The sequence below is a fragment of the Streptomyces sp. NPDC051041 genome, assembly GCF_044456065.1.
GTDB classification, from domain to species: Bacteria; Actinomycetota; Actinomycetes; order Streptomycetales; family Streptomycetaceae; genus Streptomyces; species Streptomyces glaucus.
On the sequence record NZ_JBITFM010000013.1, the window covers coordinates 146,372 to 173,010 of the forward strand.

Consider the following 26,639-nt stretch of genomic DNA (forward strand, 5'->3'; position numbering starts at 1 on the left):
TCTTTGCGTGTGGAGCCTGCCACGGCAAGGGGTTCTTCGCAATCACCAGGACGTTTTCGCTCCGGGCGGCCGCCGGGGGAAGGCGCGGCGGCTCTCGGCGGGCCGCCCGGGGGCCCGCGGTCAGCGGACGGCGAAGCCGTCGTAGCCGCCGCGGGGTGTGTCCCAGATCTCGGTGACCCCGTCCACGCGGCCGGGCGTGTCGTCGCCGCGGAGCCACTCCAGAAGCCCTTCGCAGCGCTCCCTCGGCCCCTCCGCCACCACCTGGACCCGCCCGTCGGCCAGATTGAGGGCAAAACCACTCAGGCCGCCGATCTCCAGGGCCCTGGCCCGGGTGAACCAGCGGAAACCCACACCCTGGACATGTCCGCGCACCCAGGCGACCAGCCGTGCATCCTCGCTCATGGAGGCAACCTAACGGGCCGAAGTCCCTGCGGGCACTTCCTTCACCGGTGCCATGCGGTACCGTCCCCACCCGATGAATCCCACACGGAACCCACACGTTCGAGCGAGTTCCGTGACCCTGATCGATCACCGAGGACGAGTCGACCGCGAGAGCGCCAGCACGAGGAAGGCCAGGACATGGGACGCCACCGACGCTCCGCCGCCGGCCGCGCCACAGGGTTCATACGGACGCCCGGCTCCGCCCCGGGGAACCACGACCCGCTGGACTCGTACCCGGGTGACCGCCCCGCCGGGGGCGTCGCCCCCCACCTGAACCCCGAGGCGTACACCGGAACCCGCCCGGGGGACGGGACCCGCCTCTTCGCCGCGGACGGGGACCGCGGCCGTCCCCCGGCCGGCGGGACCGCCGCCTCCCCGAACCGCGCCTTACCGGGAGCCGCCGTCGGGGACGACGGCTTCGCCCCCGACGGCGGCTCCCGGCGCGCCGGCGCGCACCGGCGGCGGAAGAAGGCCGCGGCGCCGGTGCGCACCGGACTGCTCGGCGTTTCCGCGGCGGTCGCCCTCGGCACGGTCGCGGTGTCCACCGGCTTGGTGCCCGGTCTCGACAGCTACGAGCTCGGCGGCGGCAGCGGCGCCGCCGACGGCGTGCAGGCGCAGGACTCGCCGACCGGCCCGCCGACCGAGCGGGGCGGCGCCTCCGGCGGTGCCGGCGGCACCGAGGACGCCGGTGGCGCCGGCGGGCGCGGCGGCACCTCCGCCGGCCGGGGCCCCGGCAGCTCCGCCTCCCCCTCGGCGTCTCCCACGGCCCCGTCGGCCACTCCGGCCGAGACGCCCTCGCAGAAGCCGAAGACGCCCTCCACGCCCTCCGGCGAGCAGCCGGCGACGACGCCGGCGCCGCCCGCGCGCAAGGTCACCGAGGCGCCGGAGCAGTCCGGCGCTCCCGCGGCGGCGTCCGCGGAATCCGCCGCCGAGGCCCAGGTGCTCAGGCTCGTCAACGAGGAGCGGGCCAAGGCGGGGTGCAGCCCGGTCACCGCGAGCGGCGCGCTGGCGGAGCTGGCCGGGGACTTCAGCGACGCCATGGCCGAGCAGGGCTTCTTCGACCACACCGACCCCAGCGGCGCGACGCCGTGGGACCGGGCCGAGCGGGCCGGCATCAGCAACCTGGGCGGGGAGAACATAGCCCGGGGCCAGACCGACGCGGCGGCGGTGATGGAGGCGTGGATGAACAGCGCCGGGCACCGCGCGAACATACTGAACTGCGATTTCAGGACGCTGGGCGTCGGCGTGCACTTCGGTGCGGGCGGCCCTTGGTGGACGCAGGACTTCGGCTACTAGGCCCGGTCGCCGTCTTCCCGTCGCCCACCCGCGGGGCGGGCCCCGCGGCGTCGGGTGCGTGCTTCCGGCGGGCCGGCCGGGAGCTCTCGCCCCGGTCGGGCGTACTCGGGCTTTCGGCCGGTGCGGGGAGCGGGCGCCCGTGCGGCGGTGGAGGAGCGTGCCGGGGGCGCGGCGGGGCGAGCGTCGCCCGCCGGGGCGGCCGGGGAACACCGGCGCCGGTCCCGGGCGGCTCCCCCGCCCCGGTGGGGAGCCGCCCGTCCGGCGTCGGCCGCCCGCGCGCGTGCGCTTACGCGGCGGTCGCGGCCCGCCCGTTCGCGAACACCCGCGCCGTCCGGGCCACCCGGCGCCCCAGGTGCTCGGCCGTCGCGATGTCGGCCTTGTGGACGGCCTCCGGTCCCTCGTCGACGTTGGTCTGGGCGGCGGCGCCCGCGAAGACGCCGAGGCGGTTGAGGTCGGTCTCGGCGGCCGTGCTGCTGTTCCAGCCGGGCAGCAGGCCGAGGTTGACCCAGTGCATGCCGAGCTGTGCCGCGAGGATCTGGAAGAACTGCAGGGTGTGCAGCTTGTCGCCGCTCTTGGAGCCGGAGTTGGTGAATCCGGCGGCCAGCTTGTCCTTCCATGCCTGGGTGGCCCAGCGCGCCGACGTCGCCTCGGCGAAGGCGTGGAAGGCCCCGGATGCGGTGCCCATGTAGGTCGGGGAACCGAACACGATGGCGTCCGAGCCGTCGAGCGTGGCCCACTGCTCCTCGGTGATCTCGTCGACCTTGATCAGGTGGACCTCGGCGCCCGCCTCCGCGGCACCGGAGCGGACGGCCTCGGCGAGGACGGCGGTGTGGCCGTAGCCGGAGTGGTAGGCGATGGAGACGACGACAGGGGTGGTCACGGTTCTGCACTCCTTGGGGAAGCACGGGAAAGCAGGGAAAGCGCCGGACAGCACGGAAGGAGACGGGGAGCGCGCCGGGACGGTGCGGCACGCCGACTCAACGGCACTGAAAAAAGGAAAGCACTAACTTCTGGTTAGTGCAACCTGTTGGTTAGCGCTGCGCTCGCGTAGGCTTGAGGCATGGACGTCACCCAGGAGCGCGCGCAGGAGCGGAACCTCCCGTACAACGTGTTCGCCAAGGCGTGCCCCTCGCGCGGCACGCTGGAGCACGTCACGGGCCGCTGGGGCGCGCTGACGCTCGGCGCCCTGTACGAGGGCTCGCTCCGCTTCAACGAACTGCGCCGCCGCGTCGACGGCGTGAGCGAGAAGATGCTGTCCCAGACGCTGCACGCGCTGGAGCGCGACGGCCTGGTGCACCGCGAGGCCCAGCCGACCAACCCGCCCCGCGTGGACTACGAGCTGACGCCGCTGGGCCGGGGGGTGGCCGAGCGGCTGCTGGCGCTCATCCGGTTCGTGGAGGACAGCATGGACGACGTCCTGTCCGCCCGGGAGCGTTACGACGCCGCGCGCGGCGCCCGCTGACACTTCGGGCAGAAGTGGCTGGACCGGTTCATCCAGGGCCGCCGGCGCATCGGCGTGGCACACCGGCGGCAGGGCCGCCCCTCGCGGCCGTACGCGTCGAGGGAGCGGTCGAAGTAGCCGGACTCGCCGTTGACGTTGACGTACAGGCTGTCGAAGCTGGTGCCGCCCACGGCGAGGGCCGCGTTCATCACGTCCCGGACGTGGCCGAGGAGTTCGAGGGTGCGGGGGCGCGTGAAGGTGGCCGTGGGACGCTCGTAGTGCAGACGGGCCCGCCACAGGGCCTCGTCCGCGTAGATGTTGCCGACGCCGCTGATCAGTGACTGGTCGAGCAGGGCGCGTTTGATCGTGGTCCGCTTGCGGCGCAGTGCCAGGTGGAACGCCTCGTCGTCGAAGAGCGGGTCGAGGGGGTCGCGGGCGATGTGCGCGATGACGTCGGGCAGACCGTCGGGGGTGGTGTCGTGCAGGGACAGGCCGCCGAAGGTGCGCTGGTCGACGAAGCGGAGCTCGGTGCCGAGGTCGTCCGCGAAGCGGATCCGGATGCGCAGGTGCTTCTCGTCGGGCGCCGTCTGCGGCTGGACCAGGAGCTGGCCGCTCATGCCGAGGTGGGCCAGGACCGACTGGCCGGTGTCCGCCAGGGGCAGCCACAGGTACTTGCCGCGACGGCTGGGGACACCGACGCGATGGCCCTTGAGGCGGTGCGCGAAGTCGTCGGCGCCGGCGACGTGCCGGCGCACCGCGCGCGGGTGCAGCACCTCGGCGTCGGCGACGGTGCGGTGGGCGATCCACCGTTCCAGGCCGCGCCGGACGACTTCGACCTCGGGCAACTCGGGCATGGGGGCTCTCCCGTCCGCACCTGTATGGCCCGAACCTACCTGTCAGGGCCGTCGTATGGCTTTCCCGCCCGCGTGGGCCGGGCCGGCCGGCTTCCCCCGGGCCGTGCGTGCCGGCAGAGGCCGTCCGAAGGGCCGAGCGCCCGTCTCGGGGCGGGGACGGGCGCTCGGTGCGTTGCTCGCGTCAGGCGGAGGGCGACGGCGCGTCGGCGTTGCCCTCGGCGACGGCTCGCGCCGCCCCGGCCTCGGCCTTCTCGACCACCTCGGTGGCCTCCGCGGCCGCCTTGGCCCGCTCGTCCGCCGCGGCGCGGATGGACCGCCAGGCGGACTCGGCGGCCTGCTGCTCCGCCTCCTTCTTGCTGCGGCCGGTGCCGGTGCCGTACGAGACGCCTCCGACGCGGGCGGCAGCAGTGAAGGTCTTCTCGTGGTCGGGACCGGTCTCCGTGACCAGGTACTCGGGCACGCCGAGCCCCTCGGTCGCGGTGAGTTCCTGGAGGGACGTCTTCCAGTCCAGGCCGGCACCCAGGTTCGAGGACTTCTCGATCAGCGGGTCGAACAGGCGGTGCACCAGTTCCGCCGCCGAGTCCAGGCCCTGGTCGAGATAGACCGCGCCGATCACCGCTTCCAGGGTGTCGGCGAGGATGGACGCCTTGTCCCGTCCGCCCGTGCCCTCTTCACCGCGGCCGAGCCGGATGAAGGAGCCCAGGTCGAGGCTGCGCCCCACCTCCGCCAGCGCGCGCGAGTTCACCACCGCGGCCCGCAGCTTGGCCAGCTGGCCCTCGGGCAGGTCGGGATGGATGCGGTACAGCGTGTCCGTGACCACCAGGCCGAGCACGGAGTCCCCGAGGAACTCCAGCCGCTCGTTGGTGGGCAGACCGCCGTTCTCGTACGCGTACGAACGGTGGGTCAGTGCTCGTACCAGAAGGGCGGACTCGACCTTGTAGCCGAGCCGCCCTTCCAGAAGGGTGTGGGACGAGGCCTGGTTGTCCGCCGGTCCCCCGCTCACGCGGGGAGATTGCTTCTTGGGCGTGGACACAGTGCCTCTCACCAGCCGCTCAGACCTCGAGGACCTGGCGCTTGTTGTAGGTGCCGCACGACGGGCACGCGATGTGCTGCAGCTTCGGCTCGTGGCAGCGCTCGCACGCAACCAGGGTGGGGACCGCAGCCTTCCACTGCGACCGGCGGTGGCGCGTGTTGCTGCGCGACATCTTCCGCTTCGGAACAGCCACGGCTACTTCTCCTGCTTCTCGTCGACGCCCGGTTCGGCGCCGCTCGTCTCGTCCTTGTCGCCGGCCTTCATGGTGTCGGCGAGTCCCTGCAAAGCCGCCCAACGGATGTCGACGGCATCGTGGTGGTGGTCCGGGTCGTCCGCCAGCCGCGCCCCGCACTCGGGGCACAGGCCGGGGCAGTCTTCCCGGCACACCGGCTGCATCGGCAGTGCGAGCACCACCGCATCGCGCAGCACGGGTTCGAGGTCGATCAGACCGTCCTCGACAAAGAGCCTGTCCTCGTCGTCCTCGGCGTCGTCGCCGGGTTCCGCAACGGGGCGGCCCCGGTCGTCGGCGTCAGGGTACGAGAACATCTCCTGGAAGTCCGCTTCGACATCGAGCTGAAGCGGCTCCAGACACCTTACGCACTCCCCCTCGGCCGTGGCACGGGCGGTGCCTGTGACGAGCACCCCTTCCATGACCGACTCGAGCCGGAGATCGAGTTCCACCGGAGCGCCCTGCGGCACTCCGACGACCCCCTGGAGACCGAAGTCCGCGGGAGCCTCGACCGTGCGGGTCAGGCGCTGCAGCGCACCGGGCCGCCGGCCCAGCTCGTGCGTGTCGAACACGAGGGGGTTGCGGTGGTCGAGGCGGGCGTTCAGAGCCATTCCTGCTTTCGTTCTTCGAGCTCAGAGGGACGCCGCCGTTCGGTGTTCCCGGGCAGCGTTGATCGCGGACGTACGCGCGACCGAACAGCCAGGATACTGGACCTTTCGCCGACGGCCCAATCCGGTGGCCGGTCTACTGGCCGCGGCCCTGTTCGTAGGCCCTCAGCTGCTCGGCGCTGATCATGCTGGTGTCGAAGAGGCTGGTCTCGTCCAGGGCGTGCGCCTGCGGCTGGGCGTATCCCTGGTGGCCCTGGGTGCCCTGGGGCTCCTGCTGGGCCTGCTGCGGGTCGTAGGCCCCCTGCTGGGGGTCGTAGCCCTGGAAGGGGGCGCCGGCCGCCGGGGCGTAGCCGGAGGAGTACGGGTCCGCCTGCTGGTAGCCGTACGCGTCCTGCCCGCCGTACGCGGGCTGCTGGTAGCCGCCGTACGGGTCCTGCTGCGGGTCCTGCTGCGAATAGCCGTAGGCCGGGGCGGGTTCCTGGGCGGGCCGGGCGGGCTGCGGGGCCGGGGTCTGCGCGAGGGCCGCCAGGTCCGCCAGGTAGTCCGCGTCGCTGGAGTGCTGGACGGTGGTGGTGTCGTCGGCGAGGGCGCCCAGGTCGTCGGTGGCGATCCGGCCGTGCAGCTTCTCCCGGCCGCGGCCGACCGCCTCCAGGGTCTTGGCGAGGACCGCCTCGAAGGCGCCGAGCTTGGCGTCGACGTACGCGTCGGCGGTGCGGCGCAGGGTCTCCGGGTCGTGGCTGCGCTCGGGGGCGTCCTCGTCCTCGTAGCCCTGCTCGTCGAGGCCCGGGCCGGTGCCGAGCAGCTTCTCGCGGCCGCGGCCGACGGAGCCCAGGGTCTTGGTGAGGACGACCTCGAAGTTGGCGAGCTTGGAGTCGACGTACTCGTCGGCCTCGGCGCGGATCTCCTCGGCCTCCTGGCGGGCCTCGGCGAGGATCCGGTCGGCCTCGGCCTGGGAGCGGCGGGCGACCTCGGTGCCGGAGATCAGGGAGCCGCGCTCGGCGTGCGCGCTCTGGATGATCCGCTCGGCCTCCTGGCGGGCCTGGGCGACGAGCTGCTCGCGGTCGCCGATCAGCTCCTGGGCCCGGGCGAGGGAGTCGGGCAGCGCGGCCCGCAGCTCCTCGAGCATCGAGAGCAGCTCGGCGCGGTTGACCACGCACGAGGCCGACATCGGCATCGACCGGGCACCGGAAACCACCGCGACGATCTCGTCGAGCTTCTTCTGCACGTCCACCGTGTGCTCGCCACTCTCTACAGCTGTGTTGGAGACGGACGGGACGACTGTACGGCCCCGGGGCGGCCGGGGGACACCGGGTGACGGTCCGCCGGCCTCCGGGCGGCCTCGACGGGCGGGGTCAGTCGTGCCCGAGCTTCTTGGCGAGGGCGTCCAGGACCGCCTCCGGCACCAGGTGGGAGACGTCGCCGCCCCAGGTCGCGACCTCCTTGACCAGGGAGGACGACAGGAAGCTGTAGGTGGGGTTGGTGGGCATGAAGAGGGTCTCCACGCCCGAGAGGCCGTTGTTCATCTGGGCCATCTGCAGCTCGTAGTCGAAGTCGCTGACCGCCCGCAGTCCCTTGACGATGGCGGGGATCCCGCGCTGCTTGCAGAAGTCGACGAGGAGGCCGTGGAAGGACTCGACCCGGACGTTGTCGTACTCGGCGGTGACCTGGCGGATCAGGTCGATCCGCTCCTCGATCCCGAACAGGCCCTTCTTCGACTGGTTGATCATCACCGCGACGTAGACCTCGTCGTACAGCCTGGAGGCGCGGGCGATGATGTCGAGGTGTCCGTTGGTGATCGGGTCGAACGACCCGGGACAGACGGCGCGGCGCACTTGTGATCCCTCGCTCTCCGGTCCGGTCATCGTGCGTCTTCGCACGTAGAGGCGGCGCGACCGTACCAAAACGTTCCCTCGCCGTAGCGACGGGCCCGGATCCCCTCGAAACCCTCCGGCCACCGGAACTCGCCCCCTCTGGTGCTGCGCTCCACGGTGACGAGGGCCTCCTGCGCGAGCCACCCCTGAGAGCGGAGTGTGAGCAGGATCTCCCGGAGATCGCCGTCCGAGACGGCGTAGGGCGGGTCGAGGAAGACGATGTCGTACGGCCGGTCGGGGGGCGCCGCGCGGACGATCTGTTCCGCTCGGCCCGCCCGGACCTCGGCGCCGGGCAGGCCGAGCGCCCCGACGTTCTCGCGGACGGTGCGGGCGGCCCGGGCGTCGGCCTCGACGAGCAGGACGTGGCCCGCGCCCCGGGACAGCGCCTCCAGGCCGACGGCGCCGGAACCGGCGTACAGGTCCAGGACCCGCTCGCCGTCCAGGGGGCCGCCCAGCAGGGACTGCCAGGTGGAGAACAGGCCCTCGCGGGCGCGGTCGGAGGTGGGGCGTGTGCCGTTCCCCGGCGGAACGGCCAGACGGCGTCCACCGGCCCGGCCGGCGATCACGCGGGTCATCTGTGGGTCCTTGTCGGTGTGCTGTCGGTGTGCTGCCGTGTGCTCGCGCGGCGTGCTCGCGCGACGTGCCCGCCGGGCGGCGGCCCGGGCGGCAGGCCGCCGCGACGGCTTCGCGCGGTGGCCGTCCCCAGTCTGTCAGCCCTTCTCCAGGTACTGCTCCCGCTCCTCGTCCAGCAGGGCGTCCAGCGCCGTGCGCAGGGCGGGCAGACGGGTCAGCTCCGGGTCGGCGGCGACGACCGCGGCGGCCGCCTCGCGGGCCTCGGCGATGATCTCCTCGTCCTCGATGACGGCGAGCACCCGCAGGGAGGAGCGGGTGCCGGACTGGGCCTGGCCGAGGACGTCGCCCTCGCGGCGCTCCTCGAGGTCGATGCGGGAGAGCTCGAAGCCGTCGAGGGTGGCGGCGACCGCGTTCAGGCGCCGGCGGGCGGCGCTCGCCTCCGGCGCCTCGGTGACCAGCAGGCACAGGCCGGGGGCCGAGCCGCGGCCGACCCGGCCGCGCAGCTGGTGCAGCTGGGAGACGCCGAAGCGGTCGGCGTCCATGATCACCATGACGGTGGCGTTGGGGACGTTGACGCCGACCTCGATGACGGTCGTGGCGACCAGGACGTCGGCGTCGCCGGCGGCGAAGCGGCGCATGACGGCGTCCTTGTCGTCGGGCTGCATCCGGCCGTGCAGGACCTCGACCCGAAGGCCCTGGAGGGGTCCCTTCGCGAGCTGGTCGGCGACGTCGAGGACGGCGAGCGGCGGGCGCTTGTCGGCCTCGCCCTCCGGCGCCTTCCTCGCGGTCTTCGGATCGTCCTCCTCGTCGCCGATGCGGGGGCAGACGACGTACGCCTGGTGGCCGTCGGCCACCTCCTCGCGCACCCGCTCCCAGGCGCGGGCCAGGAAGTGCGGTTTGTCGGCGGCCGGCACGACATGGCTGGCGATCGGCGAGCGCCCGGCCGGCAGCTGGTCCAGGACGGAGGTCTCCAGGTCGCCGAAGACGGTCATGGCGACCGTGCGCGGGATGGGGGTGGCGGTCATGACGAGCAGGTGCGGCGGTTGCCTGCCCTTGCCGCGCAGGGCGTCGCGCTGTTCGACGCCGAAGCGGTGCTGCTCGTCCACCACGACCAGGCCCAGGTCGTGGAACTGCACCTTGTCCTCGATCAGCGCGTGCGTGCCGATGACGATGCCGGCCTCGCCGGTGGCCAGGTCCAGCAGCGCCTGGCGGCGGGCCGCGGCGCCCATGGACCCGGTGAGCAGCACCACCTTGGTGGCGTGCTCGGCGCCGCCGAGCATCCCGCCCTCGGCCAGCTCGCCCATCATCTCCACGACCGACCGGTGGTGCTGCTGGGCGAGCACCTCGGTGGGCGCGAGCATCGCGGCCTGCCCGCCGGCGTCGACGACGGCGAGCATGGCGCGCAGGGCCACCAGGGTCTTGCCGGACCCCACCTCCCCCTGGAGCAGCCGGTGCATCGGGTGGTCGGTCGCGAGGTCGCCGAAGATCTCCTCGGAGACCTTCCGCTGGCCCTCGGTGAGGGTGAAGGGCAGGCGGGCGTCGAAGGCGGCGAGCAGGCCGTCCGGGCGGGGGACGCGCGGGACCGCCGGGAGCTGGGCGTCGGCGTGGCGGCGGCGGGCGAGGGCGACCTGGAGGACGAAGGCCTCGTCCCACTTCAGGCGGGCGCGGGCGTCGGCGATGTCCGCCTTGGTGTGCGGGCGGTGGATCTTCAGCAGGGCCTCGGGCAGGGGGACCAGGCCGCGGCCCTCCCGCAGGGCGGGCGGCAGCGGGTCGACGGCCTCCCGGGCGCTCGGCAGCACCGTCTGGATCGCCTTGCCGATCTTCCAGGACTCCAGCTTGGCCGTCGCCGGGTAGATGGGGATCAGGGCGCCGGCCCAGGACTCGACGGTCTCCTCCCCGTCGCCGCGCAGCAGTTCGTAGGCGGGGTGGGCGAGTTGGAGGCGGCGGTTGAAGACGGAGACCTTGCCCGCGAACAGCGCGCGGGTGCCCGGCAGGAGTTCCTTGTGGGGCTTGTGCACGCCGTTGCCGAAGAAGACGAGCTGGAGGCGGCCGCTGCCGTCCGTGATGGTGACCTCCAGGCGCTGGCCCTTGCCGCGCGGCGCCTTGGCGGAGGCGAAGGTGTGCAGGCGGGCCTCGGCTACCTGGGCGACCACCGTGACGTGCTCGTCCATGGGGAGGTCGGCGAGGTGGGTGAGCTGGCCGCGCTCCTCGTACCGGCGCGGGTAGTGGTGGAGGAGGTCGCCGACGGTGTGCAGGCCGAGGTGCTCGGCCATCACCTTCGCGGTGGCGGGGCCGAGCACCGACTTCAGTGGTTGTTGCAGCGGTTCTTCCAGTGCGGGCACGGACCCATTGCACACCACGCCACTGACAGCGCTGCGGACGCCCGGGCGCCCGCGTCGTATACGTCCACGGAAACCCCTGGTCAGGCGGCTGGTTCCGGCCGTAGGATGACGCGCTCCGGCCATCCCCGCGGTCACCGCCTCACCGGGACCGCCCGACCCCGCGCCGTCGCCCGTCCCCCCACCGGCGCCGTGACGATGGACTCCCAGACCTCACAGCCGTCCCAGGCAAGCCAGCATCCCCCGTCGCCGCACACGTTCCAGGTCGACCTGCGCGGCCTGGTGGACCTGCTCTCCCATCACCTCTACTCCAGTCCCCGGGTGTACCTGCGCGAGCTGCTGCAGAACGCCGTGGACGCCGTCACCGCCCGCCGTGCCGAACAGCCCGGTGCCCCGGCCCGCGTGCGGCTGTACGCGGACGGCGGCGGCCTGCGCGTGGAGGACACCGGGATCGGGCTCACCGAGGCGGACGTGCACAGCCTGCTCGCGACCATCGGGCGCAGCTCCAAGCGCTCCGAGGGGCTGCAGGAGGCACGCTCCGACTTCCTCGGCCAGTTCGGCATCGGCCTGCTGGCCTGTTTCGTGGTCGCCGAGCGGATCCGGGTCGTCAGCCGCAGCGCCCGTACGCCCGACGCGCCGCCCGTGGAGTGGACGGCCCGGGACGACGGCTCCTACGTGGTGCGGACCCTGCCGCCCGACGCCCGGCCCGAACCCGGCACCACCGTGCACCTGGTGGCGCGGGCCGGGGCCGCGCAGTGGCTGGCGGGCGAGCGCGTGCGGGAGCTGGCGCGGGACTTCGGCTCGCTGCTGCCGTACGACGTGCGGGTGGGCGACGAGGCGGTCACCGACCTGCCGGCGCCGTGGGACCGCTCCTACCCCTCCCCCGCCGCCCGGCGGGTGGCCCTCGCCCGCCACTGCCACGACCTGTTCGGCTTCGCCCCGCTGGACTCGATCGACCTGGACGTCCCGCTGGCCGGGGTGCGCGGGGTGGCGTACGTCCTGCCGTCGGCGGTCAGCCCGGCCCGGCGCGCGGGCCACCGGGTGCACCTGAAGGGCATGCTGCTGACCGAGCGGGCCGAACAGCTGCTGCCGGACTGGGCGTTCTTCGTGCGCTGCGTGATCGACACCGACAGCCTCAGGCCCACGGCCTCCCGCGAGTCGCTGTACGAGGACGAGACGCTGGCCGCCGTGCGGGAGGCGCTCGGCGAGCGGATCCGCGCCTGGCTGACGGGCCTGGCGGCCGGCGACCCGGAACGGCTGGCCGCCTTCCTGTCGGTGCACCACCTGGGCGTGAAGTCCCTCGCCCGGCACGACCGGGAGATGCTGCGCACGATGCTGCCGTGGCTGCCGTTCGAGACCACCGACGGGCGGCTGTCGCTGGAGGAGTTCGCGCAGCGGCACCCGGTGGTGCACTTCACCCGGACCGTCGAGGAGTACCGGCAGGTCGCGCCCATCGCGTCCGCGCAGGGCATCGGCGTGGTCAACGGCGGCTACACGTACGACGGCGAACTGGTCGAGGCGCTGCCCTCGGTGCGGCCGGGCACCGTGGTCGCCGAGCTGGACGCGGAGACCGTGACCGCGCACCTGGACCCCGTCGACCCGGCCGAGGAGCTGGCCCTGGCGGGCTTCCTGGCCGCCGCGCGGGACAGGCTCGACCCGCTGGGCTGCGACGTGGTGCTGCGCGCCTTCCACCCGCTCTCGGTGCCCGCGCTGCACCTGGACGACCGCCAGGCCCGCCACGAGCAGGCCCGCGCCGAGGCCGAGGAGCAGGCCGACGACCTGTGGGCGGGCATCCTCGGCTCGCTGCGCGGCGGCGCCCCCCGCGCGCGTCTGGTGCTCAACCACCTCAACCCCCTGGTGCGGCGGATCGGCTCGCTCGGCGACCCGGAGCTGATCGGCACCGCCACCGAGTCCCTGTACGGGCAGGCCCTGCTGATGGCGCAGCGCCCGCTCAGGCCCGCGGACTCGGCCCTGCTGAACCGGGCGTTCATCGGCCTGCTGGAGTGGGCCACGCACCGGGAGGACGGTCACTGATGGACGGGATCACCGACATCGAGTCCCTGCGCCGGGCGATGGCGGAGAACTCCGGGCAGCCGGAGGGGCCGGCCCGCAACGCGCGCGCGGAGCAGCTGCTCGCCGAGGCGGAGCGGCTGGGCGTCCCGCTCGCCGTGATCGAGGCGCTCGGACACCAGCTGAAGGTCTACAACTACAGCTCCGAGAAGGACAAGATGTTCGTCCCCTTCGCGCGGCTGCTGCGCATGTGGGACGAGCGCCCCGAGGACTTCGACGCGTACGAGGCCCACTCCCTGCACTGGGTCTTCAAGTGGATGTCGGCCGGGATGCTCGACCAGCCGCACATCCCGCTCGCCTCGGTCGAGAAGTGGCTCGGCGAGATGGAGCGCCGCTACCGGCTCGCCGGGTACTCCGAGCGGGCGGTGCGCGGCGCCGAGTTCAGCGTGGCCGCGCACGTCGGGGACGTGGCGCGGGCCGAGCGGGCGTACGCCGCGTGGCTGGCCGCCGACCGGGACGACATGGCCGACTGCCACGCGTGCGAGCTGCACGGGCAGGGCTGGTGGCAGGCGGAGCGGGGCCGGGACGAGGAGGCGCTGCGGCTGTGGCGGCCGGTGCTGGAGGGCGAGTTCACCTGCGCCCACGAGCCGCACACCGTCCTCGCGTCCTCCCTGCTGCCGCTGCTGCGCCTGGGCCGCCTCCAGGAGGCGCGCACCCACCACCTGCGGGGCTTCCGGCTGGTCCGCGCCATGGAGAGCATGCGCGGCGCGTACGCGGACCACGTGGAGTTCTGCGCGCTGACCGGGAACGAGGCGCGCGGCCTGGAGCTGCTGGCCCAGCGGCCGGCGTACTTCACCGACGACGGGCATCCGCGCAGCAGGATGGACTTCATGGCCGTGACGGCCCTGCTCATGGACCGCCTGACCGGGCTCGGGCTGGGCGACCGGCGGGTGCCCGGCCCGGCCGGCCGGGCGTGGACCGCGCGCGAACTCGCCGCGCACGCGCGCACGGAGGCGCTGGCGCTCGCGGAGCGCTTCGACCGGCGCAACGGCACCCCGCACGTGGGCCGGCGGGTGCGCGCGCGGATGGACCGGGCGCCGCTGGCGGAACGGCTGCCGCTGGGGGTGCGGGCGGCGCGGGTGCGGACTCCGGCGGCCCCCTCGCCGGCTCCGGCGCGGCCGGAGGAGCCCGGCCCGCCCGACCTGCCCGCCCTGCTCGCCGAGGCGCGGCGGCTGTCGGACACCCTGCAGCCGCACGCCATGGAGGCGTGGGCGGCGGTGGCCGGGGCCGCGCGGGACGCCGAGCTGGACGCGCGCGCCCGGGCGGAGATCGCCGACCACGAGTCGATGCGCCTCGGCCCGGACGGCGCCGAGCTGCTGGAACGCGCGGCCGAGCTGTACGCGGAGGCGGGCGACCCGGGCGAATCCCTGGCGGCACGCGCGCGTGCCGCCTACGTCCGCGCGCTCGCCGGGGACGTCGACGGGGCGCTGGCCGCGGTCGCCGAGCCGTACGACCGGGTCCTCGCGCTGTACGCCGAGGGCGGCACGGGCCTGCGGCAGACGGCGACCGTGGCGCTGAGCCGGGCGCGGATCCTGATGCGGCGGGTGCACGGGGCCGAGGGCCCCGTCGAGCCGTCGGCCGCCGAAGCGGCCGAGGCGGCCGTGCGGGAGGTACTGGCGCTCGTCGAGGGGCGCACCGGTGAGCACGTACGGCTCGCCGCGCGGCGGGCCGAGGGGCTGGCGATGCTCGCGGAGCTGGCGTCCCGCCGCGGGGACGTGCGGGCGGGCGCGGAGCTGTTCGCGCGGGCCGCCGAGGCGTTCACCGGCGCGGGGCTGCCCTGGTTCGCGGTCGAGTACGAGGCCCGGCTCGCCCAGCTGGCCCACCACCTCGGCGACGTCGCGGAGACGGAGCGGGCCCTGCGGGCGGCCCTGGAACACGGCGGACCGCACCTGGAGGCGACCGGGCGGGCCCAGCTGCACCTGCAGCTCGCCGAGGTGCTCGGCGGCCGGGACCTCGCCGAGGAGGCCGCCGAGCACGCCCTTCAGGCCGCGCACTGGGCCGACGAGGCCGGTGAGGGCCCGACGCTCGGCGCCTGGGCGCGGCACCTGCTGGGCGGGTTCCTGCTGCGGCAGGGGCGGTGGGCCGAGGCCGCCGAGGTGCTGGAGTCGGCGCTGCCCGACCTGGCGGCCGAGACGCACGGCGACGGCGCGGTCGTCCAGGCGCGGTGGTGGCTCGGGGACTGCCTGAGCGAGCTCGGGGAGCACCGGGCGGCCGCCGAGCACCGGCTGCGGGCGGCGGAGACCGCCCGGCACTGGCCCGAGCAGCGCGACCACGCGACCCTCGCCCATCTCGCCGCCGAGTCCCTGGAGCAGGCGGGACTGCCCGCCGAGGCGGAGCGGGCGTACGCGCGCGCGGGCGCCCTGTGGCGCGACCTCGGCGACGTCCACGGCCTCGTCCGCTCCCTGCGCGCCCGCGCGTGGCTCGCGCTGCGCGCGGAGGAGGACCCGCGGGCGGCGCAGGCGCTGATGGCGGAGGCGGTGCGCGTGTGCGAGGCGGCGCTGGACGCGGCGGACGACGCGGAGGCCCGCCGGCAGCTCGTCGCCGAGCTCGGCCACACCCACCGGCAGTACGGCGACCTGCTCGCCCGGTCCGTCTCCGACGACGCCGGGGACGAGGCGATCCGGGCCGTCTTCGAGGCCGCCCTCGACCGGACGGAGCGGGCGATCGAGGTCTTCGCCTCGCTGGGCGGCGCCGCCCTGCACAGCCGCACCGGCGCCGAGCTCTCCGCCGGCTGGCTGGAGACCGACCTGAGCCGCCCCGCGCGGGCGGCGGCACGCGCGCGTGCGGTGCTGGCGGCGTACGAGGACGCGGACGGCGGGGCCGAGGCGGTACGGGCCCGGCGGGCGGAGGCGGAGCAGCTGCTCCGGCTGGCGCGGGAGCGGACGGGCTGACGGGCTGACGGGCCGGCCGACGCCCCGGGCGGGCCCCGGCGCTACTCGACCCCGATGAGCAGCAGGGCCCCCTGCCGGCCGCCCCGGTACACCACCGTGTCCACGGCGAGGTAGGACTCGCGGACGCGGGTTTCGAGGCGGTCGGCGACGGACTCGGGCGCCTCGTCGCCGAGGACCAGGGTGACCATCTCGCCGCCCGCCCGGAGCATGCGGTCGAGGACGGTCTCGGCGGTGGCGGTGACGTCCGGGCCGATCACGGCCACGTCGCCGTCGATGAGGCCGAGGACGTCGCCGGCCTGGCAGATGCCGGCGGTGGTCCACGCCTGGCGTTCGGCGACGGTGACCTCGGCGTACCGGGTCGCGCCGGCCGCCGAGGTCATCGCCACGACGTCCTCGTCGAAGCGCCGCCCGGGTTCGTGCACGGCGAGCGCCGCGATGCCCTGGACCGCGGAGCGGGTCGGGATGAGGGCGACGCGGATGCCCTCCGCGCGGGCCTGCTCGGCCGCCGCGGCCGCGGTGTGGCGCAGGTCGGCGTCGTTGGGCAGCAGCACCACCTCGCGCGCGTGGGCCCGCCGCAGGGCCGCCAGGAGCTCCCCGCTGGCGGGCGGCTCCCCGGGGCGGGCGAGCACGGTGGTCGCGCCGGCCTCGGCGTACAGTCCGGCCAGGCCCTCGCCGGGCACGACGGCGACGACGGCGCGCCGGGCCCGTTCCCGGGCCGGCCGCTCGCCGCCGGTGGTGTGCGCGTCCCCGGCGCCGAAGTGCGTGATCCGGATGCGGTGCGGCCGTCCGGCCTCGACGCCCGCCTCCACGGCGGCGCCCGCGTCGTCCACGTGCACGTGGACGTTCCACAGCCCGTCCCCGCCGACCACGACGAGCGAGTCCCCGAGGGCGTCGAGCCGTTCCCGCAGCCGCGCCACGGCCGCGTCCTCGGCCTCCAGGAGGTAGATCACCTCGAAGGCGGGGCCGCTCGCGTGCGCCGCGCACGCGTCGGGGGCGGCCGCGTCGCCGTGCCCCGTGCGCGCGTGGGGCACGGCGGGCGCCGGCGTCCCGGAGCCGCCGGGACCGGACTGCTCCCCGGGCGCGTGCCCGCCGGGGGCCGCCGCCGTCCCGGTACCGCCCTGCCGGGCCCGCCCCGCGCGCGCGGCCGCCTCCAGGCCGGCCCGTCCCGCGCGCGCGTGCCCTCCCGGACCGGCCGCCTCCCGCGGGATCTCCCCCGTCAGCGTCTGCACCAGTGCCGCGAGCACCGTGACGAGGCCCTGGCCGCCGGCGTCGACCACCCCGGCCCGCTCCAGGGCGGCCAGCTGTCCCGGGGTCGCGGCCAGGGCCGCGCGGGCCCCCTCGTAGGCCGCCCGGGCGACCGAGCCGCAGTCGCCCCCCGCGCCGTCGGCCGCGTCGGCGGCGGCCGAGGCCACCGTGAGGACCGTGCCCTCGACGGGGTGGGCGACGGCCCGGCGGGCGGAGTCGGCCGCGCGCCGCAGGGCGAGCCGCAGCCCCTGCCCGTCGGTGTGCGCGCTCCGTCCCGGGTCCGCGAGCACCTGGGCCATCCCGCGCAGCAGCTGCGCCAGGATCGTCCCGGAGTTGCCCCGCGCCCCGATCAGCGCCCCGTGCGCCATCGCCCGCACCGCCTCGGCCAGCGACGGCCCGGCGGCCGCCGGCGCGCGGCCGGAGCCCGCCTCGTGGCCCGCGAACACCGCCTCGACGGCCGCGACGGCCGACTCCACCGTCAGGTACAGGTTCGTCCCGGTGTCCCCGTCCGCCACGGGATAGACGTTGATCGCGTCGATCTCCGCCCGCGTCCGCCCCAGCGCCTGAAGCGCCAGACCGCACCAGGTGCGCACCGCGAGAGCGTCGAGGAATCTCTGCGGCACCTGCGCCACCTGCGCCTCCCTGAGCTGCTGGACGTGGCTCGCAGCGTAGACCCCGGGCCGGTGCCGGCCGGAACAGGGCCGGGGACGGGGTCGTGGGCTGCCATGGTAATTTCGTTGCACGGGCGCAGCCGTTGTATGCTGCTCCGGTTGCCCGATCCTGATCGGGCTTGTCCCCTGGCAGCGCCATTCAGATCTCGACCGCTCGAAGAGCCTAAGATCTCGATCCCGGCATGCCGGGATTAACCGTAAGTGCATCTGAAGTCTTTGGAGTGACCCGTGGCTGCCAACTGCGACGTCTGCGGCAAGGGGCCGGGCTTCGGCAACAACATCTCGCACTCGCACCGCCGTACGTCCCGCCGCTGGAACCCGAACATCCAGCGTGTGCGTACCGTGGTCGGCGGGACGCCGAAGCGCGTGAACGCCTGCACCTCGTGCATCAAGGCCGGCAAGGTCTCGCGCTGACGCTCAGCTAGCGCGCGGCCACTGCCTGGTTCGCCGCACGGAGCCGGTCCACCTCTGGTGGGCCGGCTTCTTGCCGTGCCCGCGGCCCTGCCGAGCCGCGCGCACCGGCCGCTCGGCTCCCGCCCGGCGGCCGGCCTCACCGGGAGGCCGGCCGCCGGCGCCGGGCTCGTGAAGCCGCTTCCGCGCGGCCGGCGCCCGGCTCAGCGAGCGCGCCGTTCGAGCGCCCACCCGTGGTCCACGGGCCCGATCCCCGCGCCGAGGGCGAACCCGGCCGCGATCGCCCCGGTGACGTACGCCTTGGCCGCCGCCACCGCCTCCGGCACCGGCAGCCCCTTCGCCAGCCCGCACGCGACGGCGGAGGCGAGGGTGCAGCCGGTGCCGTGCGTGTGCCGGTTGTCGTGGCGCGGCGCCCGCAGCCAGTGCTCCTCGGAGCCGTCGGTCAGCAGGTCGACCGCCTCTCCGGGCAGGTGACCGCCCTTGATCAGCGCCCAGCGCGGCCCGTACGCCAGCACGGCCGCCGCCGCGTCCCGCAGCTGCTCCTCCGACTCGACGCGGACGCCGGTCAGTTGCGCCACCTCGTCGAGGTTCGGCGTCACGACGGTCGCCACCGGCAGCAGCTTCGTGCGGACGGAGTCCAGCGCGGACGCGGCGAGCAGCGGATCGCCGTGCTTGGACACCCCGACCGGGTCGACGACCACCGGGGCGTCCGTGCCGCCGGCCAACTCGGCCACCGCCTCGACGAGTCCCGCCGAGGCGAGCATCCCGGTCTTGACCGCCTGGACCCCGATGTCGTCGACGACGCTGCGGTACTGGGCCCGCACCGACTCCACGGGCAGCTCCCAGGCGCCCTGCACGCCGAGCGAGTTCTGCGCGGTCACCGCGGTGATCACGCTCATGCCGTGCACGCCGAGCGCGAGCATGGTCTTCAGGTCGGCCTGGACGCCGGCGCCCCCGCCGGAGTCGGAGCCCGCGACCGTCAGCACCCGGGGCGGCGCGCTCATGACTCGATGTCCCCGAAGTGGTCCCAGCCGCCCTGGCTGGTCCACGGCGCCCCGTCGACCGTCACCTGGGGCAGCGCCGAGGGGTTGAGGACCTCGCCGATGACCTTCCAGCGGGCGGGCAGCTTCACGTCCGGCGGGAAGGTCGCCACGATCGCGTGGTCCTCTCCCCCGGTCAGCACCCACTGCATGGGGTCGACGCCGACGGCCTGCCCGATGTCGTTCATCTGGGACGGTATGTCGATCGCCCCGGAGCGGATGTCGATGCGCACCTTGCTGGCCTCCGCGATGTGCCCGAGGTCCGCGATCAGCCCGTCGCTGACGTCGCACATCGCGGTCGCGCCGAGCGCCGCGGCGGCCGGTCCCGCGTGGTACGGCGGCTCGGGGCGGCGATGCGCCTCGACGAAGGCGCGCGGCGAGCGGAAGCCGCGGCACAGGACCGCGTACCCGGCCGCGGACCAGCCGAGCCAGCCGGTCACCGCGACGAGGTCGCCGGGCTGGGCGCCGGCCCGGGTCACGGGCTCCTGGTTGCGCAGGTCGCCGAGCGCGGTGATCGACACGGTGATGGTGTCGCCGCGCACGACGTCCCCGCCGACCACGGCGGCGCCCGCGACCTGGCACTCGTCGCGCAGGCCGTCCATCAGCTCGGTCGGCCAGGTCACCGGCAGTTCGGCGGGGACGACCAGGCCGAGCAGCAGCGCGGTCGGCACGGCGCCCATGGCGGCGATGTCCGCGAGGTTCTGCGCGGCGGCCTTGCGGCCCACGTCGTAGGCGGTGGACCAGTCGCGGCGGAAGTGCCGCCCCTCCACGAGGATGTCGGTGCTGGCCACGACCCGGCGGTCGGGCGCGGCCACCACCGCGGCGTCGTCGCCGGGGCCGACCCGGACCGCCGGGGTGGTGGTGAGACGGGAGGTGAGCTCCCTGATGAGCCCGAACTCCCCGAGCTCACCAACAGTGCCCTTCATTGCCCTTTCTCCCCTTCTGTCCCTGTCCATGCCCGGTCGCGGGCCCTCTCCGACCTCGCTACGGTCGAAGTGACCGCCGTCTTGTGTCGTGCTCGTACCCGCACCCCGGCGCGCACGGTCCGTTCACCCCGGGTCTCCCCGCGGTGAGCGGCGACGCGATACCGTGGCGTTCCTTTTCCCCACATGATCCTCGTGGCCGCCCTGGAGGTTCCGTGGTACAGGCGTACATCCTGATCCAGACGGAGGTCGGCAAGGCGTCGACCGTCGCCGAGACGATCGGCGGGATTCCCGGAGTCGTCCAGGCCGAGGACGTGACGGGACCGTACGACGTGATCGTGCGGGCCCAGGCCGACACCGTCGACGACCTGGGCCGCATGGTGGTCGCCAAGATCCAGCAGGTGGACGGCATCACCCGCACCCTGACCTGCCCGGTCGTCCATCTGTAGCCCCCGTCTACCCTGGGCCGGTGAACCTTCTCCGTCACCGGCGCCGCTTCGTCCTCGGCGCGTCCGCGCTCGCTCTCCCGATCGCCGTCGCGGGCTGCTCCTCAGCAGACGACCGCGCGTCGGCGGCGGTTCCCAGCCCGGACGCCGAGGTCGCGAAGGTGTGCCGGAACCTGGACAAGGTACTGCCGGCGAAGGTGGACGGAGAAAGCCGCGGCGATCCCGAGCCCGCGTCCGCGCTGACCGCGGGCTGGGGCAGCCCGGCGATCATACTTCGGTGCGGTGTGCCGCGGCCCGCCGCGATGAACGACTCCGGGGCCGACGGGGTCGAGGTGAACGGAGTGGGCTGGCTGCTGGAGAAGCTCGACGGCGGGGCGTTCCGGTTCACCACGACGCTGCGGACGGCGTACGTCGAGGTGACCGTCCCCGAGGAGCGCACCGCCGGCGGCATGGCTCCGCTGGTCGACCTGGCGCCGGCCGTCAAGGAGGCGATCCCCGAGGGGATCGCCTCCTGAGGCGCGGGGTTCCCCGGGGAGCGCGTCTCAGCGCAGACCCGTCGGCCTGCGCAGCGCCGCCCGCACCAGCCGGTCGATCAGCTCCGGGTAGCTCACCCCGCTCGCCTGCCACATCTGCGGGTACATCGAGATCGGCGTGAAGCCGGGCATCGTGTTGATCTCGTTGATCACGAACTCCCCGTCCTCGGTGAGGAAGAAGTCCGCCCGCACCAGCCCTTCGCACGACGCCGCCTCGAACGCCTCCACGGCGAGCCGCCGCACCTCGGCGGTCTGCTCGTCGGTCAGCGGGGCCGGCACGACGCCGGGGGTGGAGTCGATGTACTTGGCCTCGAAGTCGTAGTACGCGTGCGCCTCCGGCGGCGGGATCTCGGCCGGCACGGAGGCCCGGGGGCCGTCCTCGAACTCCAGCACCCCGCACTCGATCTCGCGGCCCCGCAGCGCCGCCTCCACCAGGATCTTCGGGTCGTGCCGCCGTGCCTCCTCGATCGCCTCGTCGAGGCCGGAGAGGTCGTCGACCTTGGTGATGCCGATCGACGAGCCCGCGCGCGCGGGCTTCACGAACAGCGGCCAGCCGTGCTCGCCGGCGAAGTCGACGATCTTCCTGCGGGCGGCCCGCTCGTCGCGCTGCCACTCGCGCGGCCGGATCACCACGTACGGGCCCACCTTGAGCCCGAAGGAGGTGAACACCCGCTTCATGTACTCCTTGTCCTGGCCGACGGCCGAGGCGAGCACTCCCGAGCCGACGTAGGGGACGCCGGAGAGTTCCAGGAGGCCCTGGAGGGTGCCGTCCTCGCCGTACGGGCCGTGCAGCACCGGGAAGACCACGTCGACCTCGCCGAGCGCCTTGGGCACCGAGCCGGGCTCGCTGTAGACGACCTCGCGGTTGCCGGGGTCGACGGGGAGCACCACGCCGCCCTCGGCCGACTCGGCCAGCTCCTCGACGCTGGGCGTGCGGCGCTCGGTGATCGCCATGCGCTCCGGTTCGTCGGCGGTGAGCGCCCAACGGCCGTCCCGGGTGATGCCGATCGGCAGGACGTCGTACTTCGTCCGGTCGATGGCCCTCAGGACCGCGCCTGCGGTGACCACGGAGATTCCGTGTTCGGAGCTGCGCCCGCCGAACACGACGGCCACACGCGGCTTGCGGGGCGGCTGCTCGGGGCTCTGGGGGAGGTTCTCGGTGCTCATATCGCGATGAGAGTACCCGTTGGTAGGGCCCGGAGGCAGCGTCCGCCCCGCGCCTTCGCTCAGCGTCGCTCGGGCTTCGCGCTGCGCGACATCAGTTCCTTCAGGGCCACCACTGGCGGCTTGCCCTCGTGCACGATGTCGACGACCGTCTCCGTGATCGGCATGTCGACGCCGTGCCGGCGGGCCAGATCCAGCACCGACTCGCAGGATTTGACGCCCTCCGCGGTCTGCCGGGTGACCGCGATGGTCTCCTCCAGGGTCATGCCCTTGCCGAGGTTGGTGCCGAAGGTGTGGTTGCGGGACAGCGGCGAGGAGCAGGTAGCCACCAGGTCGCCCAGGCCCGCGAGTCCGGAGAACGTCAGCGGGTCGGCGCCGAGCGCCACACCGAGCCGGGTGGTCTCGGCGAGGCCGCGGGTGATGAGCGAGCCCTTGGCGTTGTCGCCGAGGCCCATGCCGTCCGCGATGCCGACGGCCAGGCCGATCACGTTCTTGACCGCTCCCCCGAGTTCGCAGCCCACCACGTCGGTGTTGGTGTAGGGGCGGAAGTACGGGGTGTGGCAGGCGGCCTGGAGCCGCCGGGCGACGGCCTCGTCGGTGCAGGCGACCACGGCGGCGGCCGGCATCCGGGCGGCGATCTCGCGGGCCAGGTTGGGCCCGGTGACCACGGCGATGCGCTCGGCGCCGATCCCGGCGACGTCCTGGACGACCTCGCTCATCCGCATGGCGGAGCCGAGTTCGATGCCCTTCATCAGGGACACCACCACGGTGCCGGGCGCGAGCAGCGGCGCCCAGTCGGCGAGGTTGCCGCGCAGGGTCTGGGACGGGACGGCGAGGACGGCGAAGTCGGCGTCCCGCGCGGCCTCGGCGGGGTCGGCGGTGGCCCGCAGGTTCCGCGGGAGTTCGACGCCGGGCAGGTAGTCGGGGTTGGCGCGGGTGGAGTTGACGGCGTCGACGAGCTCGGCGCGGCGCGCCCACAGCACGACCTCGCAGCCCGCGTCGGCGAGGACCATCCCGAAGGCGGTCCCCCACGATCCGGTGCCGAAGACGGCGGCCTTGACCGGCTTGCTCACGTGCCCTGCCCCTCTTCCTGCACCTGCCTGCCCCGGGTCTGCGCCTGGGTCCGGCGGCGCTGCTCGATCCGCTCCCGGCGCGGGTCGTAGGGCGTGGCGGGCGCCTTCTCGCCGCGGATCTCCTCCAGCTGGCGGGTGATGGCGGCCATGATGACCTCGGTCGCCTCCTTCAGCAGCTCCGCGGTCATCTCCCGGCCGTAGAAGCGGGAGAGGTCCACGGGCGGCCCGGCGAGCACGTGGTGGGTCTTGCGCGGGAGGAGGCGGGGTTTCCTGGCGTACGGCGGCAGCAGTTCGTTGCAGCCCCACTGCGCGACCGGGATGACCGGGCACCTGGTCTGCAGGGCGACGCGCGCGGCGCCGGTCTTGCCGGTCATGGGCCAGCCGTCCGGGTCGCGGGTGAGGGTGCCCTCGGGGTAGAAGGCGACGCACTCGCCGCGCTCCACGGCGTCGATCGCGGCGCGGAAGGCGCTGAGCGCGTCCGTGCTCTCGCGGTAGACGGGGATCTGCCCGGTGCCGCGCATCGCGGCGCCGACGAATCCTTTCTTGAAAAGGCCGCTCTTCGCCAGGAATCGCGGAACACGCCCGGTGTTGTACTGGAAATGCGCGTACGCGAAGGGGTCGATATGCGAATTATGGTTCACGACCGTGATAAATCCGCCCTCCGCCGGAATGTTCTCCATTCCACGCCAGTCCCGCTTGAGCAGAACCACCAGCGGCGGTTTGCAGATCACCGCGGCGAAGCGGTACCAGAAGCCGATTCTGCGGCGGGGCACGCGGACACCTTTCTCTAGGGCGTGGAACGGGGCCGGGGGCCGCACAAGTGTCGCCCCGGGCCGCCGGTCTGTCGAGAACACCGTACGCCCCGGCACGACGGCCCCCCGATGGCCCGGGTGACAATGGCCGCGACAAGAGAGGGACGGAACGCTCGTGCAGTGGATCTTGGTCATCCCCCTGAAGCCCTTGGCGCGGGCCAAGAGCAGACTCGCGGACACGGCCGGCGACGGGCTGCGGCCGGGCCTCGCCCTCGCCTTCGCGCAGGACACCGTGGCCGCCGCGCTGGCCTGCCCGGCGGTGCGGGGTGTGGTCGTCGTCACGGACGACGCCGTGGCCGGACGCGAGCTGGCCGCACTGGGCGCCCGGATCGTCCCGGACGAGCCCGGCGCCGGCCTGAACGCCGCGCTGGCGCACGCCGCGGCCCTCGTGCGGGCGGCCCGTCCGCGCAGCGCCGTGGCCGCCCTGAACGCCGACCTCCCGGCGCTGCGTCCGCCGGAACTGGCCCGGGTCCTGGACGCGGCGGCCGGATTTCCGCGCGCTTTCCTCCCCGACGCGGCCGCGGTCGGCACCACCTTGCTGGCCGCCGCACCGGGCCGGGAACTGCGCCCCGCCTTCGGCGCCGGCTCGCGCGCCCGCCACCGCGCCTCGGGAGCGGTCGAGCTCGCCCTGGACGCGGTGGACTCCGTGCGGCAGGACGTGGACACCGGCGAGGACCTGCGGACCGCGCTCGCCCTGGGGGTGGGCCCCCGCACGGCAGCCGCGGCGGCGCGGCTGCTGATCCCGGGGCAGTAGGCTGCCGCCATGCAGGCGACCGCGTACACGTACGACCCCGAGAGCCGCAGCGGGCAGGTGCTCCTGGACGACGGCACGCCCGTGCCCTTCGACGCGGCGGCGTTCGACGCGGGCGGGCTGAGGCTGCTGCGCCCGGGGCAGCGGGTGCGCATCGAGACCGAGGGCGAGGGCGCGGCCCGCCGGATCACGCTGGTGACGCTGCAGACGTTCTGACCCCGGGGCCCCGCGCGTCCGGGCCCCGCACACGCCGCGGGCCGGACTCCGTGCGGGAGTCCGGCCCGGCGTGTGAGTGTCCCTGTGCCCTGCGCGGCCTGCTGCTTACTTGGTGCGGGGGGCGGTGGTCTTCTTGGCCGCGGTCTTGCGCGCGGTCGACTTCTTGGCGGGCGCCTTCTTGGCCGTGACCTTCTTGGCGGGCGCCTTCTTGGCGGTGGTCTTCGCCGCCGTGGTCTTGGCGGCCGTCGCGGTCTTCTTGGCCGCCGCCTTCTTCGCCGTGGGGGCGGCCTTCTTGGCGGTGGTCTTCGCCGCCGTGGTCTTGGCGGCCGTCGCGGTCTTCTTGGCCGCCGCGCCCGTGGTCTTCTTCGCGGCGGCCTTCTTCCCGGCGGCCTTCGAAATGGTGGGCGGCGGGCCGGACAGGCTGCCCTTGGGCGCCTTCTTGACCGCGATGTCGTTCTTCGGCAGCTTCTTCGAGCCGCTCACCAGATCCTTGAAGCCCTGACCTGCGCGGAAACGCGGAACGGAGGTCTTCTTGACCCGAACCCGCTCGCCCGTCTGCGGGTTGCGGGCGTACCGGGCCGGACGGTCCACCTTCTCGAACGAGCCGAAACCGGTGACCGAGACCCGGTCACCCGCGACCACCGCTCGGACGATGGCGTCCAGTACCGCGTCGACGGCATCGGCGGCCTGCTGGCGGCCGCCCATCTTGTCGGCAATCGCTTCTACGAGCTGCGCCTTGTTCACGTCTTCCCCTTCGGAGACATCGCCCGAACGAAACTGTTCAAGCTTTTTCGCACGTTAGGCAGATATATACCGCAAATCAAACACGAAACGGGCTTATCACCCTTGTGCCGCAGCCGACTCGACTGCCCCGGCCCGTTCAGCGTTCCTCGCCGGGGAGCCGACCCTCGTCGAGATCCGTGGCGAACCGCTCCAGACGCCTTGCCGCATCGGCGAGATCGTGCTTGGCCGCGGCCGTGATGACCAGCAGCTTCCGGGTCAGCGCCATCCGTACGCCCTCCGGGACTTGCAGTGCGCGCACCCTTGCGTGCGCTTCCTTGAGTTGGACCGCGACCGCCTTGTAGAGCTGGAGTTGGCCGTCGTGTTCCATGCACAGATTGTGCCATCTGGGGCGAGTTGTCGCCTGCGCAGGGGGCAACTGCCGCCTCGGACAGCCTTCCGGGCATCTGGGGAAGCTGCGGGTACAGCCCTCACGTACCCCGGCAACCACCGCCGTAACGAGGGAAGTTGAGCGGGAGCGCAGGGCCGCTCGCAGTGGTCCGGGCGCAGAGACGGCCGTACCCCCGATCGGGCTGATCGGGGGTACGGCGGGTATCCGGGGTGGCCGAAAGTCGACCTTGCCCGGAGGCAGGTTCAGACCAGAGGGCGTCCTGGCTCAGACCTGGAGCGTCCGCGGCTTGAACGACGGGCGCTTCTCCTCGTAGGCGGCGATGTCGGCCTCGTTCCGCAGCGTGATCGAGATGTCGTCCAGGCCGTTCAGCAGCCTCCAGCGGGAGTTCTCGTCCAGCTCGAAGGAGGCGGTGACGCCCCCGGCGCGCACCTCGCGCCCGACCAGGTCGACGGTGATCTCGGCCTGCGGGTCGCGTTCGGTGAGCTCCCACAGCGCGTCCACGACCCGCTGGTCGAGGACCACGGTGAGCAGGCCGTTCTTGAGGCTGTTGCCGCGGAAGATGTCGGCGAAGCGGGA

Annotated in this window: 27 protein-coding genes and 1 pseudogene; 9 read left to right on the forward strand and 19 right to left on the reverse strand. The window is 74.0% G+C overall.

Annotation, left to right across the window (positions count from 1 at the left end; genetic code table 11):
- Positions 1-120: 120 nt before the first annotated feature.
- On the reverse strand, positions 121-402 hold the full coding sequence (locus tag ACIBAI_RS20815; RefSeq protein ID WP_344604240.1) for an acylphosphatase: 282 nt from the start codon (positions 400-402) through the stop codon (positions 121-123).
- A 177-nt stretch (positions 403-579) separates the two neighbouring features.
- Here ACIBAI_RS20815 and ACIBAI_RS20820 point away from each other — a divergent pair, with 177 nt between their 5' ends.
- Positions 580-1,737 (forward strand): CAP domain-containing protein, encoded by a 1,158-nt coding sequence (locus ACIBAI_RS20820; RefSeq protein WP_399036242.1) that lies wholly within the window; start codon positions 580-582, stop codon positions 1,735-1,737.
- A gap of 286 nt (positions 1,738-2,023) precedes the next feature.
- Here the strand turns inward: ACIBAI_RS20820 and ACIBAI_RS20825 are convergent, their stop codons facing one another.
- On the reverse strand, positions 2,024-2,617 hold the full coding sequence (locus ACIBAI_RS20825) for a flavodoxin family protein (protein WP_344604236.1): 594 nt from the start codon (positions 2,615-2,617) through the stop codon (positions 2,024-2,026).
- A gap of 180 nt (positions 2,618-2,797) precedes the next feature.
- Here ACIBAI_RS20825 and ACIBAI_RS20830 point away from each other — a divergent pair, with 180 nt between their 5' ends.
- Positions 2,798-3,199 carry a winged helix-turn-helix transcriptional regulator gene (locus tag ACIBAI_RS20830; RefSeq protein ID WP_399036244.1) on the forward strand — a complete coding sequence of 134 codons (402 nt, stop codon included), beginning with the start codon at positions 2,798-2,800 and terminating at the stop codon, positions 3,197-3,199.
- Here the strand turns inward: ACIBAI_RS20830 and mutM are convergent.
- The 8 genes from mutM to recG form a co-directional block, all read right to left on the reverse strand.
- Positions 3,172-4,032, reverse strand: a complete 861-nt coding sequence (mutM, locus tag ACIBAI_RS20835; protein WP_399036246.1) for a bifunctional DNA-formamidopyrimidine glycosylase/DNA-(apurinic or apyrimidinic site) lyase — start codon at positions 4,030-4,032, stop codon at positions 3,172-3,174. The genes ACIBAI_RS20830 and mutM overlap by 28 nt on opposite strands.
- A gap of 181 nt (positions 4,033-4,213) precedes the next feature.
- Positions 4,214-5,077, reverse strand: a complete 864-nt coding sequence (rnc, locus tag ACIBAI_RS20840; protein ID WP_344604230.1) for a ribonuclease III — start codon at positions 5,075-5,077, stop codon at positions 4,214-4,216.
- A gap of 7 nt (positions 5,078-5,084) precedes the next feature.
- A complete protein-coding gene (gene rpmF / locus ACIBAI_RS20845) occupies positions 5,085-5,258 on the reverse strand; it encodes a 50S ribosomal protein L32 (RefSeq protein WP_007493396.1) in 174 nt (57 codons plus the stop codon).
- Positions 5,259-5,260: 2 nt separating this feature from the next.
- On the reverse strand, positions 5,261-5,905 hold the full coding sequence (locus tag ACIBAI_RS20850) for a YceD family protein (protein ID WP_344604228.1): 645 nt from the start codon (positions 5,903-5,905) through the stop codon (positions 5,261-5,263).
- A 133-nt stretch (positions 5,906-6,038) separates the two neighbouring features.
- The gene (locus ACIBAI_RS20855; RefSeq protein ID WP_399036249.1) at positions 6,039-7,133 is read right to left on the reverse strand and encodes a cell division initiation protein; all 1,095 of its coding nucleotides are present in this window, start codon (positions 7,131-7,133) and stop codon (positions 6,039-6,041) included.
- Positions 7,134-7,254: 121 nt separating this feature from the next.
- Positions 7,255-7,734: a pantetheine-phosphate adenylyltransferase gene (gene coaD / locus ACIBAI_RS20860; protein WP_399036291.1), complete on the reverse strand. Its 480-nt coding sequence runs from the start codon at positions 7,732-7,734 to the stop codon at positions 7,255-7,257.
- Positions 7,735-7,760: 26 nt separating this feature from the next.
- Positions 7,761-8,348 carry a 16S rRNA (guanine(966)-N(2))-methyltransferase RsmD gene (gene rsmD, locus ACIBAI_RS20865; protein ID WP_399036251.1) on the reverse strand — a complete coding sequence of 196 codons (588 nt, stop codon included), beginning with the start codon at positions 8,346-8,348 and terminating at the stop codon, positions 7,761-7,763.
- Positions 8,349-8,483: 135 nt separating this feature from the next.
- Positions 8,484-10,688, reverse strand: a complete 2,205-nt coding sequence (gene recG / locus ACIBAI_RS20870) for an ATP-dependent DNA helicase RecG (protein ID WP_399036253.1) — start codon at positions 10,686-10,688, stop codon at positions 8,484-8,486.
- Positions 10,689-10,883: 195 nt separating this feature from the next.
- On the opposite strand from recG, the gene ACIBAI_RS20875 reads away from it, so the two are divergent.
- Both ACIBAI_RS20875 and ACIBAI_RS20880 read left to right on the forward strand, forming a co-directional pair.
- Positions 10,884-12,719: an HSP90 family protein gene (locus tag ACIBAI_RS20875; RefSeq protein ID WP_399036293.1), complete on the forward strand. Its 1,836-nt coding sequence runs from the start codon at positions 10,884-10,886 to the stop codon at positions 12,717-12,719.
- Positions 12,719-15,646 carry a tetratricopeptide repeat protein gene (locus ACIBAI_RS20880; protein WP_399036255.1) on the forward strand — a complete coding sequence of 976 codons (2,928 nt, stop codon included), beginning with the start codon at positions 12,719-12,721 and terminating at the stop codon, positions 15,644-15,646. The genes ACIBAI_RS20875 and ACIBAI_RS20880 overlap by 1 nt, the downstream gene beginning before the upstream one ends.
- Positions 15,647-15,687: 41 nt before the next feature.
- Here ACIBAI_RS20880 and ACIBAI_RS20885 read toward each other — a convergent pair whose 3' ends face one another.
- A complete protein-coding gene (locus tag ACIBAI_RS20885) occupies positions 15,688-17,523 on the reverse strand; it encodes a DAK2 domain-containing protein (protein WP_399036256.1) in 1,836 nt (611 codons plus the stop codon).
- Positions 17,524-17,790: 267 nt separating this feature from the next.
- Between ACIBAI_RS20885 and rpmB the strand changes: the two genes are divergently transcribed.
- Positions 17,791-17,976 (forward strand): 50S ribosomal protein L28, encoded by a 186-nt coding sequence (gene rpmB, locus ACIBAI_RS20890; RefSeq protein WP_003993230.1) that lies wholly within the window; start codon positions 17,791-17,793, stop codon positions 17,974-17,976.
- Between the two features lie 200 nt (positions 17,977-18,176).
- Here the strand turns inward: rpmB and thiD are convergent, their stop codons facing one another.
- Positions 18,177-18,977 (reverse strand): bifunctional hydroxymethylpyrimidine kinase/phosphomethylpyrimidine kinase, encoded by an 801-nt coding sequence (gene thiD, locus ACIBAI_RS20895; RefSeq protein WP_399036258.1) that lies wholly within the window; start codon positions 18,975-18,977, stop codon positions 18,177-18,179.
- Positions 18,974-19,939 (reverse strand): thiamine-phosphate kinase, encoded by a 966-nt coding sequence (locus ACIBAI_RS20900; protein ID WP_344609268.1) that lies wholly within the window; start codon positions 19,937-19,939, stop codon positions 18,974-18,976. Before ACIBAI_RS20900 ends, thiD begins: the two co-directional genes overlap by 4 nt.
- A gap of 212 nt (positions 19,940-20,151) precedes the next feature.
- Between ACIBAI_RS20900 and ACIBAI_RS20905 the strand changes: the two genes are divergently transcribed.
- Both ACIBAI_RS20905 and ACIBAI_RS20910 read left to right on the forward strand, forming a co-directional pair.
- The gene (locus tag ACIBAI_RS20905) at positions 20,152-20,385 is read left to right on the forward strand and encodes an Lrp/AsnC family transcriptional regulator (RefSeq protein ID WP_399036260.1); all 234 of its coding nucleotides are present in this window, start codon (positions 20,152-20,154) and stop codon (positions 20,383-20,385) included.
- A gap of 20 nt (positions 20,386-20,405) precedes the next feature.
- Positions 20,406-20,897 (forward strand): DUF3515 domain-containing protein, encoded by a 492-nt coding sequence (locus ACIBAI_RS20910; RefSeq protein ID WP_399036262.1) that lies wholly within the window; start codon positions 20,406-20,408, stop codon positions 20,895-20,897.
- Positions 20,898-20,924: 27 nt separating this feature from the next.
- On the opposite strand, the gene ACIBAI_RS20915 is transcribed toward ACIBAI_RS20910, so the two are convergent.
- From ACIBAI_RS20915 to ACIBAI_RS20925, 3 genes are read right to left on the reverse strand one after another with little or no spacing between them, the layout of a single operon-like run.
- Positions 20,925-22,082, reverse strand: a complete 1,158-nt coding sequence (locus tag ACIBAI_RS20915) for a D-alanine--D-alanine ligase family protein (protein WP_399036264.1) — start codon at positions 22,080-22,082, stop codon at positions 20,925-20,927.
- 59 nt (positions 22,083-22,141) lie between these two features.
- Entirely contained in the window at positions 22,142-23,152 is a 1,011-nt protein-coding gene (locus tag ACIBAI_RS20920; RefSeq protein WP_399036265.1) for an NAD(P)H-dependent glycerol-3-phosphate dehydrogenase, read from the reverse strand.
- On the reverse strand, positions 23,149-23,925 hold the full coding sequence (locus ACIBAI_RS20925) for a lysophospholipid acyltransferase family protein (protein ID WP_399036267.1): 777 nt from the start codon (positions 23,923-23,925) through the stop codon (positions 23,149-23,151). The genes ACIBAI_RS20920 and ACIBAI_RS20925 overlap by 4 nt, the downstream gene beginning before the upstream one ends.
- Before the next feature lie 154 nt (positions 23,926-24,079).
- Here ACIBAI_RS20925 and cofC point away from each other — a divergent pair, with 154 nt between their 5' ends.
- Both cofC and ACIBAI_RS20935 read left to right on the forward strand, forming a co-directional pair.
- A complete protein-coding gene (gene cofC / locus ACIBAI_RS20930) occupies positions 24,080-24,718 on the forward strand; it encodes a 2-phospho-L-lactate guanylyltransferase (protein WP_399036269.1) in 639 nt (212 codons plus the stop codon).
- A gap of 9 nt (positions 24,719-24,727) precedes the next feature.
- Positions 24,728-24,931, forward strand: a complete 204-nt coding sequence (locus ACIBAI_RS20935; protein ID WP_399036271.1) for a hypothetical protein — start codon at positions 24,728-24,730, stop codon at positions 24,929-24,931.
- A gap of 105 nt (positions 24,932-25,036) precedes the next feature.
- Here the strand turns inward: ACIBAI_RS20935 and ACIBAI_RS20940 are convergent, their stop codons facing one another.
- From ACIBAI_RS20940 to ACIBAI_RS20950, 3 genes and pseudogenes are all read right to left on the reverse strand, one after another.
- Positions 25,037-25,675 carry an HU family DNA-binding protein gene (locus ACIBAI_RS20940; protein ID WP_399036272.1) on the reverse strand — a complete coding sequence of 213 codons (639 nt, stop codon included), beginning with the start codon at positions 25,673-25,675 and terminating at the stop codon, positions 25,037-25,039.
- A gap of 136 nt (positions 25,676-25,811) precedes the next feature.
- Positions 25,812-26,042 carry a hypothetical protein gene (locus ACIBAI_RS20945; RefSeq protein WP_399036275.1) on the reverse strand — a complete coding sequence of 77 codons (231 nt, stop codon included), beginning with the start codon at positions 26,040-26,042 and terminating at the stop codon, positions 25,812-25,814.
- A 285-nt stretch (positions 26,043-26,327) separates the two neighbouring features.
- Positions 26,328-26,639 (reverse strand): annotated as a pseudogene (locus tag ACIBAI_RS20950) (3-isopropylmalate dehydratase small subunit); the annotation flags it as partial.